Below are 14,070 nucleotides of genomic sequence, written 5' to 3' on the forward strand. Positions count from 1 at the left end.
CAAGCCCGGTGCGCATATGCGTGCGCGCGGCACGAGCCAGGTTCCAGGGACGGTGCGCGGTGTTCGCCATAGCGCCGCTGGGATTGAGCGGCTGAATGGGCCGTTTGTGGGGGCGGTCTACAGGCCCTACGGGGTGGGCCCGCAGGGCCCGTACCGCAGGTGGGGGCCGGGCCCGCGCTGTCGGGCCCGGCCCCCGCCGTGTCCGAGCGCGCAAGCAGCCCAGCAAGCGTGAACAAGGACAGCCATACGGTAGGGCCGGGCACTGACATCCAGCCGTCGAGCGCGGTCGAGCGGGCCCGGCTCGCCTCGAACCCATGAGCGATTCGCCAAGGGCAGAACGCCGCGCCCTTCCCGTCGGGCTCGGCGCTCCTACGCTGAGGGGGTGAACAGCCACGCGTCGAACCGAGCCCGCGTCATTCAACTGCGTCCGGCCGCCGCGGACCCGGCGCCCCAGGCGGGAGCCACCGCCGGAGCCGAGGCCCCGGCCGCCCCTACCGTGCCCGCTGTCCCGGCCGTTCCCGCTGTCCCCGCCGCGCCCGCCGGCCGGGAGCGGACCGGCACGGAGCCGGTGAGGGAACCCCTCTGGCGGGACGTCATCGGCAGCGTTCTGCGGCGTGAGCGCCTCGCCCAGCAGCGCACGCTCAAGGACGTGGCCGAGGCGGCCCGTATCTCGATGCCGTACCTCTCGGAGCTCGAGCGCGGCCGTAAGGAGGCCTCGTCCGAGGTCCTCGCGGCCGCCGCCCGCGCGCTCGGCCTCGGCCTGGCCGACCTTCTCGCCATGGCCCAGGGCGAGTTGATCCGCCTCGTCTCCGGTCCGCGACGGCGCGACGGCGCGAGGGTGTCCGTCACCTCCCTCACGTCCGTCACATCCGTCACGTCCGTCACCTCCGTCACGTCCGTCAGCTCCGGCGCGGACCGCGGGTCCCGGCCCACGGGGCGGCAGGGCGACGTGCGCCTCGCGGCCTGAGACGGCGGCGACGGCGGCCTGAGACGGCGGGGCCCGGTTTCACAACCCCCTGGCCATCCGCCGGTTCAGCACCTCGTCGGCGAGCCCGTACGCCACCGCCTCCCGCGCCGTGAAGACCTTGTCGCGGTCCATATCGGCGCGGAGGGTGGCGGTGTCGTGGGGCGTGTGGCGTGCGAGCACCTCCTCGACCTGGGCGCGGATCCGGAGCATCTCCTTGGCCTGGAGGCTGAGGTCCGAGACGGTCCCCTGCCGGCCGCCGCTCACCGGCTGCCCCAGCAGCACCCGGGCGTGCTCCAGCACGAACCGCCGCCCGGGGTCTCCCCCGGCCAGCAGCACCGCCGCGGTCGAGGCCGCCTGCCCCACACAGAACGTCGAGATGGGCGCGGACACGAACGTCATCGTGTCGTAGATCGCCATCAGCGAGGTGAACGAGCCGCCCGGTGAGTTGATGTAGATCGCGATCTCCTGCTCCGGGCTCGACGATTCAAGATGGAGCAGCTGCGCGATGACGACGTTCGCGACGCCGTCGTCGATCTCCGTGCCGAGGAAGATGATCCGCTCGGACAGCAGCCGGCTGTAGATGTCGTACGCCCGCTCCCCCTGCGTGGTGCGCTCGACGACGGTCGGAATCGTGTACTGCCCCATGTCAGATCCCCATCCTGCGCCGCGAACCGGCCGGCCGTACATCCGCCAGCGACTCCACCACCCGGTCGACCATTCCGTATTCCTTCGCCTGTTCCGGCGTGAACCAGCGGTCGCGGTCTCCGTCGCGGGAAATCGTCTCCGGGCTCTGTCCGGTGTGTTCCGCCGTGATGCGTTCGATGGAGCGCTTCGTGAATTCGAGATTCTCGGCCTGAATCGCGATATCGGCCACGCTCCCCCCGATACCGGCCGACGGCTGATGCATCATGATGCGGGAATTCGGCAGTGCGTAACGCTTTCCCGCCGTGCCGACGGTGAGCAGGAACTGCCCCATACTCGCGGCGAATCCCATGACGAGCGTGGACACGTCGTTCGGGATCAGCCGCATGGTGTCGTAGATCGCGAGCCCCGCCGTCACCGAACCGCCCGGACTGTTGATGTAGAGGCTGATATCCGTCCGTGAGTCCTCGGCCGACAGCAGCAGCAGCTGGGCGCAGACCCGGTTCGCGGACACCTCGTCCACCTGGGTCCCGAGAAAGACGATGCGCTGGGTCAGCAGTTGCGCTGCCAGATGATCGTCGAACCGCGTCGGAGCCGTGTCCCCCTCCGCGGCCCGCGGAACGGATGCCGGTGCCGCCGATTCCCAGCCGGTGGTGAACCTTTCCATCGGACCTCCCTGTGAGTACCGCGGCCCTCACCGCCGTGGTCCTTCCACCATCGGCCCGATTCCGGTGCCGGAGAGGAATTCTCGGCCCGCGGCAGATTCGCCCATGGCAGAGCTCAGGTCCTCGGTGATCAGCCGACTCGACCGGCTGTGGCGCGCGGCCGGTGCCGACCCGGCCGTGGGGCGCGACGGGCTCACCGCCCGGCCGGGAAGGCCGCGCGTCGGCCGCAGCCGACCGTGACCAGGGCGAGGAGCGCGAGCCCGATCATCCCGGCGGGGAGAACCGATGCGCCGATGCCGTCGACGACGAGGGCGCCGAGAGCGCCACCCGCGAAGATCGCCAGGTTGAAGGACGTCGTGAGCAGCGCGTTCGCCACATCGCCGTTCTCGCCCGCGGCTTCTCCCATCGCCGTCTGAAGGTGCGTCGCCGCGCCGCCGAAGGCGATGCCCCACAGGACGATCGCGAGGAGCGCGAGCACCGTGGACTGCTGGGCCAGCAGGAACGTCGCACCGGAGACGATGAACAGGCTCACGCTCACCAGGGTGAGCCGGCGCAGCGCGTGGTCGATGTACACCCCGGTGATCCAGATTCCGCCGAGCGCGGCGACGCCGAAGACGACGAGCGCGAGGTCGGGCCGGAGCGCGAGATGCGTCTGCCGCAGGTAGGGGGCGATGTAGGTGTAGAGCAGGTTGTGCGCGAGCATCCAGACGAAGACGGCCAGGAGGATGGTCGCCACGCCCGGAATGCCCAGCACCCGGGCGAGCGGAACCCGTGTCTGCGCGCGCTGCCCCGGAACGTCGGGCACGAGGAACTGCGCGAAGATCATGACGACGGCGGTGAGCAGGGACATCGCGGCGAAGGCCCAGCGCCATCCGGCCGCCGAACCGAGCCAGGCGCCGAGGGGCGTCCCCGCCGAGAGCGCGACCGGGGTTCCGGTCATGGCGATGGCGAGGGCGCGGCCCGCCTGTTCCGGCGCGGCGATGCGCCGGGCGTATCCGGCGAGCATGCCCCACAGCAGCCCGGAGAAGGCTCCCGCGACGAAGCGGGCGCCGAGTGCGACGGGGAGCGAGGGCGCCAGGGTGGTGACGGTGTTGGCGACCAGGAATCCGAGCAGCCCGGCGCGGAGGAGCGGCTTCCGCCGGGCCCCGCGGGTCAGCATGATCGCGGGTATCGCCGCGAGGACCGTCCCGATCGCGTAGGCGCTCACGAGCTGGCCGGCTCCGCCCTCGGAGACACCGAGTCCACCGGCGAGCTGCGGGAGCAGCCCGGCCGGCATCGTCTCGGTCATGATCACGATAAACCCGGTGCACGCCATCACGACCAGGGCCGGAACGGGAAGTGGCTCGCCTGATCGGGCGGGCGCCGGGGCGGTAGCGGGGTCGGACGCCGAATCGGAAGCCGGGCTGGAAGCCGCGCCGGAGGCTGAGCTGGGGGCCGGGTCGGAAGCCGGGCCGGAAGCCGGGCTGGGAAACGTCGAGGCCATGGGGAGGACTCCTCCATCAATTACGGATCGATCGATCCGATATTGACGAGCCATGACGCCATCCGTCAAACTGGACCAGTCATTCCGAAAATGGAGGAGATCCGCCGTGTCACCCGTCGGCCGCCCCCGTGCCTTCGACCTGGAGGCCGTCCTGGAAGCCGCGATGCTGCTGTTCTGGGAGCAGGGCTACGAAGCGACCTCGCTCGCGCAGCTGCGCGAGGCCACAGGACTGTCCTCGGCCAGCCTGTACGGCGCCTTCGGCTCGAAGGACGGCTTGTTCGAACGCGCCGTGCAGCACTACATCTCCGGACCGGGCAGCATCACCGACGTCGCCGCCGACGAGGCGCTGAGCCCCAGGGAGGCCATCGCACGCCTTCTGCACGGATCGATCGACATGCAGACCGACCCGTCCCACCCCCGCGGCTGCCTCATCGCCCTCTCGGGCACACTCGGCGCGCCGGACTCGGGAGAGGCGGCGCGGAAGGTGGTGGCGGCCCGGCGGGCGGTGGACCGAGCGCGCATCCGAGAGTGCGTCGTCCGCGGCATCGCGTCGGGAGACCTCGCCGAGGACACCGACGTGGACGGCACCACCTCGATGATCCACGGCTTCCTGCTCGGCATCTCGACGCAGGTGTGCGACGGCGTCCCGGCCCACGACCTGCACACCGCGGCCGACACGCTGCTCGCCACCTGGGGCGAGGGTGCAGCTCACGCCGGATGACCCAGCACAGCTCCCCGCGCCATGGTGGGTGCCTGGTGGCGGCATGGATGGGCTGGAAGCGGAGCTCCATCGCGAACTGGCCCCAGGACACCAGCTGTTCGACGCCCGCGTCTCCGCCGCCGCCCGGTGCGAAGGGTGCGACGACGTGCTGTTCAGCGTCGCCGACCGCCCCTTCCCCTGGGCCGTGGTGCACCTGACGTGGGCGGGCCGCCAGGAGCGTTCGCCCTGGCCGCTGACGACGCCGCTGGCCAGCCTGGCCGATCTCCTCACCCACTGGGACCACGGCTGCACCAGCGCTCAGCAGTCGCCTCCGCGACCGGGCGACCCCCGGACCGGCACCGGGGATTCGGGGTAACCGCTGCTGGAGTATCAGGAGGCGAACATGGAGCGCAGCGAGCTCACCCGGTTGCTTGCGAGCGAGGACGAGGCAACGGCCGGGGCCCGTGACGCGCTGGTTCATGGCGGCGAGTACGTGATCTGGCATGAGGCGGCCGACACCCGCTCGCTCACTCGCGCCTACGACCGCCGACTCCGACACACCCGCAGGACCGGTCAGGAAACCCTGGGCCTCGAGCGAACGGTCCAGATTCTGGGCGGACACGGTCAGCCTGTGCGCCTCGGTCAAGTCAACAGCCCCGATAGCTCGTGGGCCTTCATGCTCTTCCTCGCCGAGGACGGCCGAAAGCTGATCGCATGCACTGGTGTGAAGCGACAGGCACGCTGAACACCGCACACGAACGCCAGGGCCGGACCGCCGCCCAGGACAGCGCACATACCCGGTGGCTCGACGAGCCCTCGACGAGCCGGAGGCCGGAGCCGACGACTGCCGGACCAGGGACGGGGCCTACGGTCGGCCGATCGCTCGCAACGCCGTGGCCACCGTCGCGCGCAGCTCCTCCGCGTCGGCGCCCGCGCGGGAACGCAGGTTCACGCCGTAGGCGAGCAGCGCCAGCAGTTCGGCCGTCGCTCCGGGGTCGGTGCCGGGGGCGAGTTCTCCGCGGGTCCCGGCCGTGACGAGCCTCGCGTGCAGCGCGTCCCGCAGGTGCCGGTGGTTCTGGTCGAGCAGGGCGCGGACGCCGGGGTCGCTGTTCTCGGTGCCGGCGTGCGCGTTGGAGAGCAGGCAGCCCCAGCCGGCCCGCTCGCCCGAACAGCGCACGTCGATCAGCCCGTCGAAGAAGTCGACGACGGCCGGAAGTCCGCGCTCGTCCGTCGCCAGTCGGCCGAACGCGGGCCGGGCGTACCGCTCCAGGTAGCGGCGCAGCGCGGCGAGGTACAGCTCCCGCTTTCCGCCGAAGGTGGCGTAGAGGCTGGAGCGGTTCACTCCCGTCGCGGTCACGATGTCCTGGATCCCGGTCGAGGCCATGCCCTGCCGCCAGAACAGCCGTACCGCGCTCTCCAGGGCCACATCCGGGTCGAAGTGTTTGACGTCCGGCATCTCTCGCTCTGTCCATCGGGAAACGACGTGGCCAAGATACTCCGGCCCGGTGCCTCCCGGAGGTCTGACGCTGCTATCTTGGAACAGTCGTTCCGAGATATCTGTGAGCACGCCACGAACGAGAGGACCGCCACCGTGACCGCCCTCAACGCCGAACTGCGCGCCTTCTACGAATCCCTTCAGAAAGAGATCCCCGCCGAGGCCCGGCAGCTGATGGAGCGAGCCGGGCAGGAGCTCGCCGACTCCGGCCAGGCCGACCGGTCCCTCGCCGTCGGCGACCCCGCTCCCCGCTTCCGGCTGCCCTCCGCCACCGGCGCGACGGTGGCGCTGGACGACCTCCTCGCCCAAGGGCCGGTGGTCCTGACCTTCTACCGCGGCGCCTGGTGCCCGTACTGCAACATCGCCCTGCGCTCCCTCCAGCGGCACCACTCCGACATCGCCGCGCGCGGCGCGCGGCTCGTGGCCGTCTCACCGCAGATCCCGGACGAGTCCCTCACGCTCAGCGAGAAGCACGGTCTCGTCTTCGACGTGCTCAGCGACATCGGTTCCGACACCGCCAAGCAGTACGGCATCGCCTTCGACCTGCCCGACTATCTCGCCGACCTCTACGACGAGATCGGGTTCGACCTCCAGCGCGTCAACCACGGCCACCGGCGCACCCTGCCGTTGCCCGCGACGTACGTCATCGACCGCGCCGGCACGATCCGCTGGGCCTTCGTCGACACCGACTACACCACCCGCGCGGAGCCGGCCGACATCCTCGCGGCCCTGGACACGCTCGGCTGACCGCGTCGGACGCCTCGGCCTCGTCCTCGGCCTCGCCCTGGTCCTGGTCCTGGTCCTGGCTCGACGGGCACCCGGTCGTACGCCCTACCGCGGTGCCTGGAAGCCGCCGATCCTCCGCTCGAGCAGTTCGGCCAGCCGCAGCGGGGTGCGGTCCTCGAACATCGGGCCGATGAGCTGCACTCCCACCGGCAGGCCGGCGGAGGACAGGCCCGCCGGTACGGCGGTGGCGGGCAGGCCGGGCATGGTGGCCAGACCGGCCCAGACCAGCTGGTCGAGGTACGGGTACTCGACGCCGTCGATGTCGATCCGGCGTTCCAACAGATCGGGGTCGTGGTCGTGCGGGAACGCGGGAGTCGGCGTGATCGGGCACACCACGGCGTCGAACTCGGCGAAGAGCCGCCGCCAGCCATGACGGTGCAGCTCGCGACGGCTGTTCGCCTCCATCCAGTCGCGGTGGCTGAACACCGCGCCGCGCAGCCGCGCCGCACCGAGACTCTGGTCGTCCGCGCTCAGTCCGGCGGCGCGGGTCCGCAGCCGTTCGTACGCTTCGACGGGAAAACGCGCGGCGGAGCTCGAAAACAGCAACTGCGTGTAGAGCGTCGCGGCTTCGGTCAGATCGGGCAGCAGCGGAGTGCGCCGTTCGACGCGGGCGCCGCCGTCGGCAAGCGCGTCGGCCACCCGGTTCACGCCCGCCCGTACGGCGGACCCGGTCGGAAGGAGCGGATGCTCGTCGAGGACCAGGACCCGGAAGTCGCGGAGCCGCTCATGGCGCGCGGGCGGCAGCGTCACCTCGTGCGCCACACCGAGCGTCAGCGGGTCCGGTCCGGCCATCACGTCGAGCAGGAGCGCCAGGTCGCGGGCAGCGCGCGCCATCGGACCGACGACGGCGAGGTCAAGGTCTTCCGGCAAGGCCGGCGCGGGCGGCGGGACCATACCGCGGTTCGCCGCCAGCCCGAGTGTCGGCTTGTGTGCGTAGACACCGCAGAAATGTGCCGGGGTGCGCAACGAACCGCCGATGTCGGAGCCGATGGACAGCGCGCCGAACCCGGACGCCAGGGCCGCCGCCGACCCGCCGGAGGACCCACCCGGCGTACGACCGTGATCCCACGGGTTGTTGGTGGTGCCGTAGATCTCGTTGAAGGTCTGCACATCTTGCAGCCCCAAGGGCACATTCGTCTTACCGAGCACCACCGCGCCCGCGGCCTTCAGCCGCGACACCTGCACCGCGTCCTCGGCCGGCATGTGGTTCCGGTGCAGCGGCACGCCCCAGGTCGTGGGCAGCCCCGCGATGTTGTAGGACTCTTTGACCGTCACCGGAATGCCGAGCAGCGGCCGGTCCTCACCACGGGCGCGCGCCTGGTCGGCACCGCGCGCGGCGGCCCGCGCACGGTCGAAGTCCGGCACACAGATCGCGTTGATGGCCTTGTCCTCCCGCTCGATACGGGCGATCGCCTCATCGGTCAGTTCCGCCGAGCTCACTTCACCGGCGCGCAAGGCAGCCGCGAGTCTTTCGGCCGTCTGAAAACTCCACTCCATGAATCCGACCGTACTGACCCCTGGAACAGGCCATAAAATGCCGCTTCGCACAACGAAATGGCTGCCCCCATTTCGCCCGCCGGCCGGCGATGGCGACAGGCGGCGGGACCGGTGTCGGCCGCCTTCCGAAGGTCGATGAGTCCGTCGGGGCCGTCCACGGCCGGATGATGAGAGCGCACCCGCTCCCCGCAGGCCAAGGCCCCTGCCCCTACGAGCGGGACGCGCCGTCCGGCCACACGGCATCCACGGGTACCCCTGCCTCTCGCGCTTCCTCCACCACGTCCGCCGTCCCGCCGCCCTTGCCCGTGGGAGGCTGCCCGTTCCACACGGCCACGAGACGATCGGCCCGCCGCAGCAGCACGGCGTTCACCGCTTCGTACGCCTGGCGGTTCGCCGTGGCGCGCGGCATCACCAGCACCTCGTCCGCCGCGTCCACGACGGCAGGCGAGTGGCAGATCGCCGGTGATCAGGCCCCGCGTCTTCTCTCAGGCCCTCGCCGGGTGTCCCTGTGATGAGCGGGGCGCGGTTCCGGTTGACGGCCTGGCTGCTGGGCCTTGGCGGCGCCGATCCGGGCGGTGCGCGGCGCGCGGATGACCTTGGGTTCCCTTCCGTGAGCGCTACCAGAATCGACGCGGTAACGATAAAAATCGACACCGTGTAGACTTTGGTGAAGGGAGCGACCCGGCTCCTCGCGAGACCTCTCTGGAGGAACAGTGGACAAGCGGAACTGGCTCATCACCGGCGTCAGCACGGGCCTGGGGCGCGCTTTCGCGCAAGCAGCCCTGGCCGCAGGGCACACCGTCGTCGGCACCGTCCGTACCGAGAAGGACCTGCGGGCCTTCGAAGAGCTCAGGCCCGGCCATGCTCACGGCCGTATTCTGGACGTGACGGACGGTGACGCCGTCTCCGGCGTGGTCGCGGAGGTCGAGCGGAGCATCGGCCCTCTGGACGTCGTTGTCGCCAACGCCGGCTACGGCCTGGAGGGGACCTTCGAGGAAACCCCGCTGGCCGAGGTGCGGCGGCAGTTCGAGGTGAACGTGTTCGGGGCGGTGGCCACCCTGCAGGCGGCGCTGCCTCACATGCGCCGGCGCCGGCGCGGACACCTGATGGCCGTCACCTCCATGGGCGGGCTGATGGCCGTGCCCGGCATGTCCGCCTACTGCGGCAGCAAGTTCGCCCTGGAGGGAATCCTGGAGGCGCTGGGCAAGGAAGTCGCGCAGTTCGGGATCCATGTGACGGCGATCGAGCCCGGCTCCTTCCGCACCGACTGGGCCGGACGGTCCATGACACGCGCCGCGCGGACCATCGACGACTACGACGAGCTGTTCGCCCCCATCCGCGAGGCGCGGCAGAAGGCCAGCGGGAACCAGCTGGGCAATCCGGCCAAGGCCGGGGAAGCGGTCGTGCACATCACGTCGGTCGAGCAGCCGCCGGCCCACCTCGTCCTGGGCTCGGACGCGCTGCGGCTGGTCACCGCCGCGCGCACGGCCGTGGACGAGGACATCCGCGCGTGGGAGGCGCTCTCCCGGACGACCGACTTCGCCGAGGGCGCTCAGCTGTGATGCCCGGCCACCGCCCCGCGCGCGGCCGTCGCACCACCGAGCGCAAGGGGGATCTCCGGGAGCGGGCCATCCTTGACACCTGCGAGGCCCTGCTGGCGCACAAGGGCTACGACGCCATGACCGTCGGCGACGTGGCCCAGGGCGCCGGTATCACACGTGGTGCCCTGTACTTCTACTTCGGCTCCAAGCAAGAAGTGGTCACGGCACTCGTGGCCCGGACCGTCGAGCATCTGTGGGAGCGGTCCCGGGTCACCGCGCAGGCGGACGAGCCGCGTCAGGCCATCGCGGCGGCCATGCAGCGCACGGTCGAGCTGTGGAATGAGCACGGCCTGGTCATGCGCACGGCGATCGACCTGTCGTTGACCGTGCCGGAGATCGGCGAGCTGTGGAACCACACGGCTGACCTGTTCATCGCGGCCATCACCGCTGTCCTGGAACGCGCCGGCATCCAGGCCGGCACCGCACCGGACCAGGCCTCGGCGATGGCACGCGCCCTGTGCTGGATGATCGAGCGGTCCTTCTACCACGCCTCACAGGAATCCCGCGAGAAGCTCCAAGAGGCGTCGGCGACATGCGAACACATCTGGCTGACCAGCGCCGGCCTGATCACGTGAGGTATCTGCCACGGACGCGGTGAGACGCGGAACGCCCGGGTCGGGCCTTGCTCCCCGTGAAGTGGACACCTGTTCGCGTCGGTTATGCGGCGAGGGGGCTGGTGGCCAGATGCTGTTCGCAGGCGATCGGAGCCCCAGCTCCTCACCCAGGGCCGCCGCCGGCCTGCCCTCGGGGGGGCGCGCGGCCAAGCGGGTACGGCGTCCCGGGCGGTCAGGTCCAGGCCGAGGCGTCTGTACGGCCGGATGAGATCGCACCCGCTCCCCACAGGCCAAGGCCCCTGACCTACGAGCGGGACGCGCCGTCCGGCCACACGACATCCACGGGTACACCTGCCTCTCGGGCTTCCTCCACCACGTCCGCCGTCCCGCCACCCTTGCCCGTGGAAGGCTGCCCGTTCCACACGGCCACGAGACGATCGGCCCGCCGCAGCAGCACGGCGTTCGCCGCTTCGTACGCCTGGCGGTTCGCCGTGGCGTGCGGCATCACCAGCACCTCGTCCGCCGCGTCCACGAGCCGGTCGAAGGTTCCGGCGTGGTCCGGTTTCACCTTCACCTGCCGGTAGTCCTCCGAGGGGATCACCACAGCCAGGCGCCCGCCCGCGGCCAGGACCGCATCCGCGAAGATGCTGTCGCTGCCCTTCGCGATGCACGACACTCCTACCAGGTTGGAGGGCTCATAGGCGGCGAGGACCTTGTCCAGCTCCGCTCGCACCAGCGGCACCGACTCGTCGGTGAGGTCCATGTGCCCGGTGACAGCGATCGTCGTCATGGCGCCTTCCTCGTCATACGGTCAGCAAACTCCGGATGCTACCGCGCACATCGGCCACGGCCCGGGGGACGCCGTCTCCCACTGTGTAGGGGTACAGCTGTGCCAGTTGTGCGCGCACGCGGCCGGAGCGAAGGCCGGACGCGACATTGACGGCGTGTTGCGAGTAGTCGGCCCCGCGGGCTCCGACGCCTCCCGCATCGACTTCCGGACCGACTACGACAACCTGACGTACAAGCCGTGCGAGGTACCCAAGCACATCGCCGCAGGCGTCCACATGCTGACGTACGCCTGTCGACTCCACTACGTCGCCCTGGACTTCCTCGTTGAGCCACAAGGGCGCTGGCACCTGGTCGGCGTCAACCCCGAACGGACAGTGGGCATTCATCCCCGACCTGCGCACGCCCATCACCCGAGCACTCGCTGACCTACTGGAGAGGGCCACACCGTGATCACCGAAGCACCATCAGCAGACGAGCTGCGCCACCACATGGCCGACCAACTGGTAAGGGCCGGGCACATCCGGTCCAAGCCATGGCGCGCCGCCTTCCTCAGCGTCCCCCGCCACGAGTTCGTCCCCGACTTCACCATCCGGGCGCAAGGCAGCCTGCACCGGTACAGCCAGGGAGACCCCGCATGGCTGGCCGCGGCCTACCAGGACGCCTCCCTGCTGACCCAGTTCGACCAGGACGGCACCGCCACCAGCTCGTCCACGCAGCCCTCCCTCATGGCCCAGATGCTCGAGGCCCTCGACGCCCGGGACGGGGACACCGTGCTGGAGATCGGCGCGGGCACCGGATACAACGCCGCCCTGCTCTCCCACCGCCTCGGTGCCGCCAACGTCGTAACGGTCGACGTCGATCCCGACCTGGTGGCCGCCGCGCGGACCCGCCTGCGGAAGGCCGGCTACGAGCCCACCCTGATCGCGGGGGACGGGATGGCCGGCTACCCGGACCGCGCACCGTACGATCGGCTGCTGGCGACCTGCGGAGTCGGCCGGATCCCGACCCCCTGGCGGGAGCAACTCCGCCCCGGCGGGGGCATCGTGGCCAACATCGGCTGCGCCATCGCGCGCCTGGTGCTCGACACCAGCCACTCCGCCAGCGGCCGCTTCCTCCCCGGCCTGGCCACCTTCATCACAGCCCGGCCGACCCCCGACACCGTGGGCACCACCGCGAAGCGACTCGTGCAGCCGCTGCTGACGTGGTCCGGCGAGACACGGGAGATCACCGTCCCGGCGAGCCTGGACGTGCCGGTCGTGCAGCTGCTGTCCTCGCTGGCGCACCCTGCGGTGACCGACTTCACTCTGGTCGACGAGGAAGGCCGGCAGATCCGGTGCCTGTACGACCCGGACACCTCGTCGTGGGCGCGGATCACCTTGACCGGAGTGACGACCGCTCGGCTCGATCACGGGGGACCCCGTGATCTGTGGGCCGAGCGGGAACCGCTGCTCACCCAGTGGCGGGATGCCGGGCGGCCGGGGCACGAGCGCTACGGCCTGACCGTCTCCCCGGACGGCGCGCATTCGCTGTGGCTGGACAAGCCGGATGGCGTGAGCTGGCAACTGCCGGACCAGGCACGGGGGATGTGATCTTTGATGGGTGGGTCTGGCCGGGCCGGCATCCTCGATCGTGGGAATCCAGTGCCGCCGGAAGTTCGGCCGCGTGAGGACCCCAGCGGCCCCGAGGGTCGCTGCGCGTGAAGTGGGGATGTGAATGGCGTCGCCGCCACCACAGCCCTCGGCGCCGCCCGCCGCCGTGCAACTGATCGAGGACAGCGGCGGCAAGGCCCCGAGCCTGGCCAATGCAGCCTCGGGGCCGGCCGTAAGTCCGGCTGTCTCAGGTGGCGATGGTGAGGATCGCCGAGCCGGTGTACTGGTGCGCTGCGTTCTCGGCGTACAGCCGGAAGTAGAACGTCCGGCCCGCGGCCAGTTGGAACGTGAACGAGTTGCCGGTCAGCAGCGGTCCCGACACCCGGATGAAGCACGGACCGTCGGCGGTCGAGGGCCCGCCGCAGGACCCCTCGCGGTAGCCGGTCGTCACCGTGTCGGTCGGGTCCTTGGGGTCCCAGGTGACGGTCACCTGCTCGGTGGCCGCGTCATAGCTGTACGTCAGGCCGGTGGGCGCCGGCGCCGGCGCGGTCTGGGTGATACCGGTCGGCGCCGCTACCGCCGGGACGGCAGTCGCTCCCCCTGCTGCCGCCAGCGCGATGGCCACCGCAGCCGCGCGGCAGGCGATCCGTACTCGATCTCGCATGTCCCCCTCCAGGATGTTGATCGACTCGAACGGCGGGACGGTACGGGCGCCGCCCCACCGCTTGGATGACGGGCAGTGGGCGAGGGGATGGCGAACAGCTGAACACCCAGACCGTCTGGCCCCGCACCTGCTCGGCCGTCCCGCCCCGGCGGCCGGGCCCCAACCCATCGGCACCAGCGTGTCGGTCAGGGGCGAGATGCCACGCTCGTAGCGGGAGACCTGCGCGTTCCGCCGGTTCGCGACCGCACTCGGCATCCCGTCCCAAGACCTCGGCCTCACCGAACCGCCTCGACACAGTGCGACAACTGGCCCCTATCCGAGCCTCCCTGCGCCTACGGTGGGGATTCCCGGGCACGAGGACGGTGAGGACGCGGTGAAGCGCAGGAAACTGCTCGCGAACCTGACGATCACAGCAGCGGCAGCCGCCGGCGTCCCCATCACCGGCACCGGCCACAGCAGCGCCGCCGAGGCCCGGCCAGGGGAACTCCTCGTCGCCGGACTGCGGGATGCGATGCTCGGCCTCGGCCCGCTCGGCGCGCCCCTCTCTCCGGACCACTTGCCTGGCGAACTGGCGCGGGCCGTCGCGCACTTCAACGCCTCCAGCTACGGCAGCCTCGCCGTCCGCCTCCCACGCCTCA

The 14,070-nt window shown here is 70.9% G+C and carries 16 protein-coding genes and 1 pseudogene; 9 read left to right on the forward strand and 8 right to left on the reverse strand.

All coding sequences use genetic code 11. The annotated features are described in order from the left end of the window. Positions 1 to 382 precede the first annotated feature (382 nt). On the forward strand, positions 383 to 967 hold the full coding sequence (locus PS467_RS13520; RefSeq protein WP_311035487.1) for a helix-turn-helix domain-containing protein: 585 nt from the start codon (positions 383 to 385) through the stop codon (positions 965 to 967). 39 nt (positions 968 to 1,006) lie between these two features. Here the strand turns inward: PS467_RS13520 and PS467_RS13525 are convergent, their stop codons facing one another. From PS467_RS13525 to PS467_RS13535, 3 genes are all read right to left on the reverse strand, one after another. Next, positions 1,007 to 1,612, reverse strand: coding sequence for a ClpP family protease (locus PS467_RS13525; protein WP_268971750.1), 606 nt, complete (start codon positions 1,610 to 1,612; stop codon positions 1,007 to 1,009). Between the two features lies 1 nt (position 1,613). Continuing rightward, entirely contained in the window at positions 1,614 to 2,276 is a 663-nt protein-coding gene (locus PS467_RS13530; protein ID WP_268971751.1) for a ClpP family protease, read from the reverse strand. A 191-nt stretch (positions 2,277 to 2,467) separates the two neighbouring features. Continuing rightward, positions 2,468 to 3,589, reverse strand: coding sequence for an MFS transporter (locus tag PS467_RS13535; RefSeq protein WP_311035488.1), 1,122 nt, complete (start codon positions 3,587 to 3,589; stop codon positions 2,468 to 2,470). Between the two features lie 274 nt (positions 3,590 to 3,863). Here PS467_RS13535 and PS467_RS13540 point away from each other — a divergent pair, with 274 nt between their 5' ends. Genes PS467_RS13540 through PS467_RS13550 form a run of 3 tightly spaced genes read left to right on the forward strand, consistent with a single transcriptional unit; the run spans position 3,864 to position 5,202 of the window. Continuing rightward, positions 3,864 to 4,478: a TetR/AcrR family transcriptional regulator gene (locus PS467_RS13540; protein ID WP_311035489.1), complete on the forward strand. Its 615-nt coding sequence runs from the start codon at positions 3,864 to 3,866 to the stop codon at positions 4,476 to 4,478. A 43-nt stretch (positions 4,479 to 4,521) separates the two neighbouring features. Further along, positions 4,522 to 4,833 (forward strand): hypothetical protein, encoded by a 312-nt coding sequence (locus PS467_RS13545; RefSeq protein WP_311035490.1) that lies wholly within the window; start codon positions 4,522 to 4,524, stop codon positions 4,831 to 4,833. 27 nt (positions 4,834 to 4,860) lie between these two features. Further along, complete coding sequence (locus PS467_RS13550) at positions 4,861 to 5,202, forward strand: hypothetical protein (protein WP_311035491.1); 342 nt, start codon at positions 4,861 to 4,863, stop codon at positions 5,200 to 5,202. 120 nt (positions 5,203 to 5,322) lie between these two features. On the opposite strand, the gene PS467_RS13555 is transcribed toward PS467_RS13550, so the two are convergent. After that, positions 5,323 to 5,913 carry a TetR/AcrR family transcriptional regulator gene (locus PS467_RS13555; protein ID WP_311035492.1) on the reverse strand — a complete coding sequence of 197 codons (591 nt, stop codon included), beginning with the start codon at positions 5,911 to 5,913 and terminating at the stop codon, positions 5,323 to 5,325. 135 nt (positions 5,914 to 6,048) lie between these two features. Between PS467_RS13555 and PS467_RS13560 the strand changes: the two genes are divergently transcribed. Beyond that, entirely contained in the window at positions 6,049 to 6,699 is a 651-nt protein-coding gene (locus PS467_RS13560) for a peroxiredoxin-like family protein (RefSeq protein WP_311035493.1), read from the forward strand. An 84-nt stretch (positions 6,700 to 6,783) separates the two neighbouring features. On the opposite strand, the gene PS467_RS13565 is transcribed toward PS467_RS13560, so the two are convergent. After that, positions 6,784 to 8,235: an amidase gene (locus PS467_RS13565; RefSeq protein WP_311035494.1), complete on the reverse strand. Its 1,452-nt coding sequence runs from the start codon at positions 8,233 to 8,235 to the stop codon at positions 6,784 to 6,786. Between the two features lie 208 nt (positions 8,236 to 8,443). Continuing rightward, positions 8,444 to 8,674 (reverse strand): annotated as a pseudogene (locus PS467_RS13570) (hypothetical protein); the annotation flags it as partial. Between the two features lie 274 nt (positions 8,675 to 8,948). On the opposite strand from PS467_RS13570, the gene PS467_RS13575 reads away from it, so the two are divergent. Continuing rightward, positions 8,949 to 9,797, forward strand: coding sequence for an oxidoreductase (locus PS467_RS13575; protein ID WP_311035495.1), 849 nt, complete (start codon positions 8,949 to 8,951; stop codon positions 9,795 to 9,797). Next, on the forward strand, positions 9,797 to 10,411 hold the full coding sequence (locus PS467_RS13580) for a TetR/AcrR family transcriptional regulator (RefSeq protein ID WP_311035496.1): 615 nt from the start codon (positions 9,797 to 9,799) through the stop codon (positions 10,409 to 10,411). The genes PS467_RS13575 and PS467_RS13580 overlap by 1 nt, the downstream gene beginning before the upstream one ends. A 283-nt stretch (positions 10,412 to 10,694) precedes the next feature. Here the strand turns inward: PS467_RS13580 and PS467_RS13585 are convergent, their stop codons facing one another. Beyond that, complete coding sequence (locus tag PS467_RS13585; RefSeq protein ID WP_311035497.1) at positions 10,695 to 11,180, reverse strand: hypothetical protein; 486 nt, start codon at positions 11,178 to 11,180, stop codon at positions 10,695 to 10,697. Between the two features lie 154 nt (positions 11,181 to 11,334). Here PS467_RS13585 and PS467_RS13590 point away from each other — a divergent pair, with 154 nt between their 5' ends. Further along, on the forward strand, positions 11,335 to 11,604 hold the full coding sequence (locus PS467_RS13590) for a hypothetical protein (RefSeq protein ID WP_311035498.1): 270 nt from the start codon (positions 11,335 to 11,337) through the stop codon (positions 11,602 to 11,604). Positions 11,605 to 11,625: 21 nt separating this feature from the next. Continuing rightward, a complete protein-coding gene (locus PS467_RS13595; RefSeq protein WP_311035499.1) occupies positions 11,626 to 12,768 on the forward strand; it encodes a methyltransferase domain-containing protein in 1,143 nt (380 codons plus the stop codon). A 247-nt stretch (positions 12,769 to 13,015) separates the two neighbouring features. On the opposite strand, the gene PS467_RS13600 is transcribed toward PS467_RS13595, so the two are convergent. Further along, complete coding sequence (locus PS467_RS13600) at positions 13,016 to 13,432, reverse strand: hypothetical protein (protein WP_311035500.1); 417 nt, start codon at positions 13,430 to 13,432, stop codon at positions 13,016 to 13,018. Positions 13,433 to 14,070: the final 638 nt, after the last annotated feature.

Source organism: Streptomyces luomodiensis, from assembly GCF_031679605.1.
GTDB lineage: Bacteria > Actinomycetota > Actinomycetes > Streptomycetales > Streptomycetaceae > Streptomyces > Streptomyces luomodiensis.

Excerpts from the sequence above, each read along its gene's own strand:
- PS467_RS13525 (WP_268971750.1), bottom strand. The coding sequence starts at position 1,612 with ATGGGGCAGTACACGATTCCGACCGTCGTCGAGCGCACCACGCAGGGG.
- PS467_RS13530 (WP_268971751.1), bottom strand. The coding sequence starts at position 2,276 with ATGGAAAGGTTCACCACCGGCTGGGAATCGGCGGCACCGGCATCCGTT.
- PS467_RS13535 (WP_311035488.1), bottom strand. The coding sequence starts at position 3,589 with ATGGCGTGCACCGGGTTTATCGTGATCATGACCGAGACGATGCCGGCC.
- PS467_RS13545 (WP_311035490.1), top strand. The coding sequence starts at position 4,522 with ATGGATGGGCTGGAAGCGGAGCTCCATCGCGAACTGGCCCCAGGACAC.
- PS467_RS13550 (WP_311035491.1), top strand. The coding sequence starts at position 4,861 with ATGGAGCGCAGCGAGCTCACCCGGTTGCTTGCGAGCGAGGACGAGGCA.
- PS467_RS13555 (WP_311035492.1), bottom strand. The coding sequence starts at position 5,913 with ATGCCGGACGTCAAACACTTCGACCCGGATGTGGCCCTGGAGAGCGCG.
- PS467_RS13565 (WP_311035494.1), bottom strand. The coding sequence starts at position 8,235 with ATGGAGTGGAGTTTTCAGACGGCCGAAAGACTCGCGGCTGCCTTGCGC.
- PS467_RS13580 (WP_311035496.1), top strand. The coding sequence starts at position 9,797 with ATGCCCGGCCACCGCCCCGCGCGCGGCCGTCGCACCACCGAGCGCAAG.
- PS467_RS13585 (WP_311035497.1), bottom strand. The coding sequence starts at position 11,180 with ATGACGACGATCGCTGTCACCGGGCACATGGACCTCACCGACGAGTCG.
- PS467_RS13600 (WP_311035500.1), bottom strand. The coding sequence starts at position 13,432 with ATGCGAGATCGAGTACGGATCGCCTGCCGCGCGGCTGCGGTGGCCATC.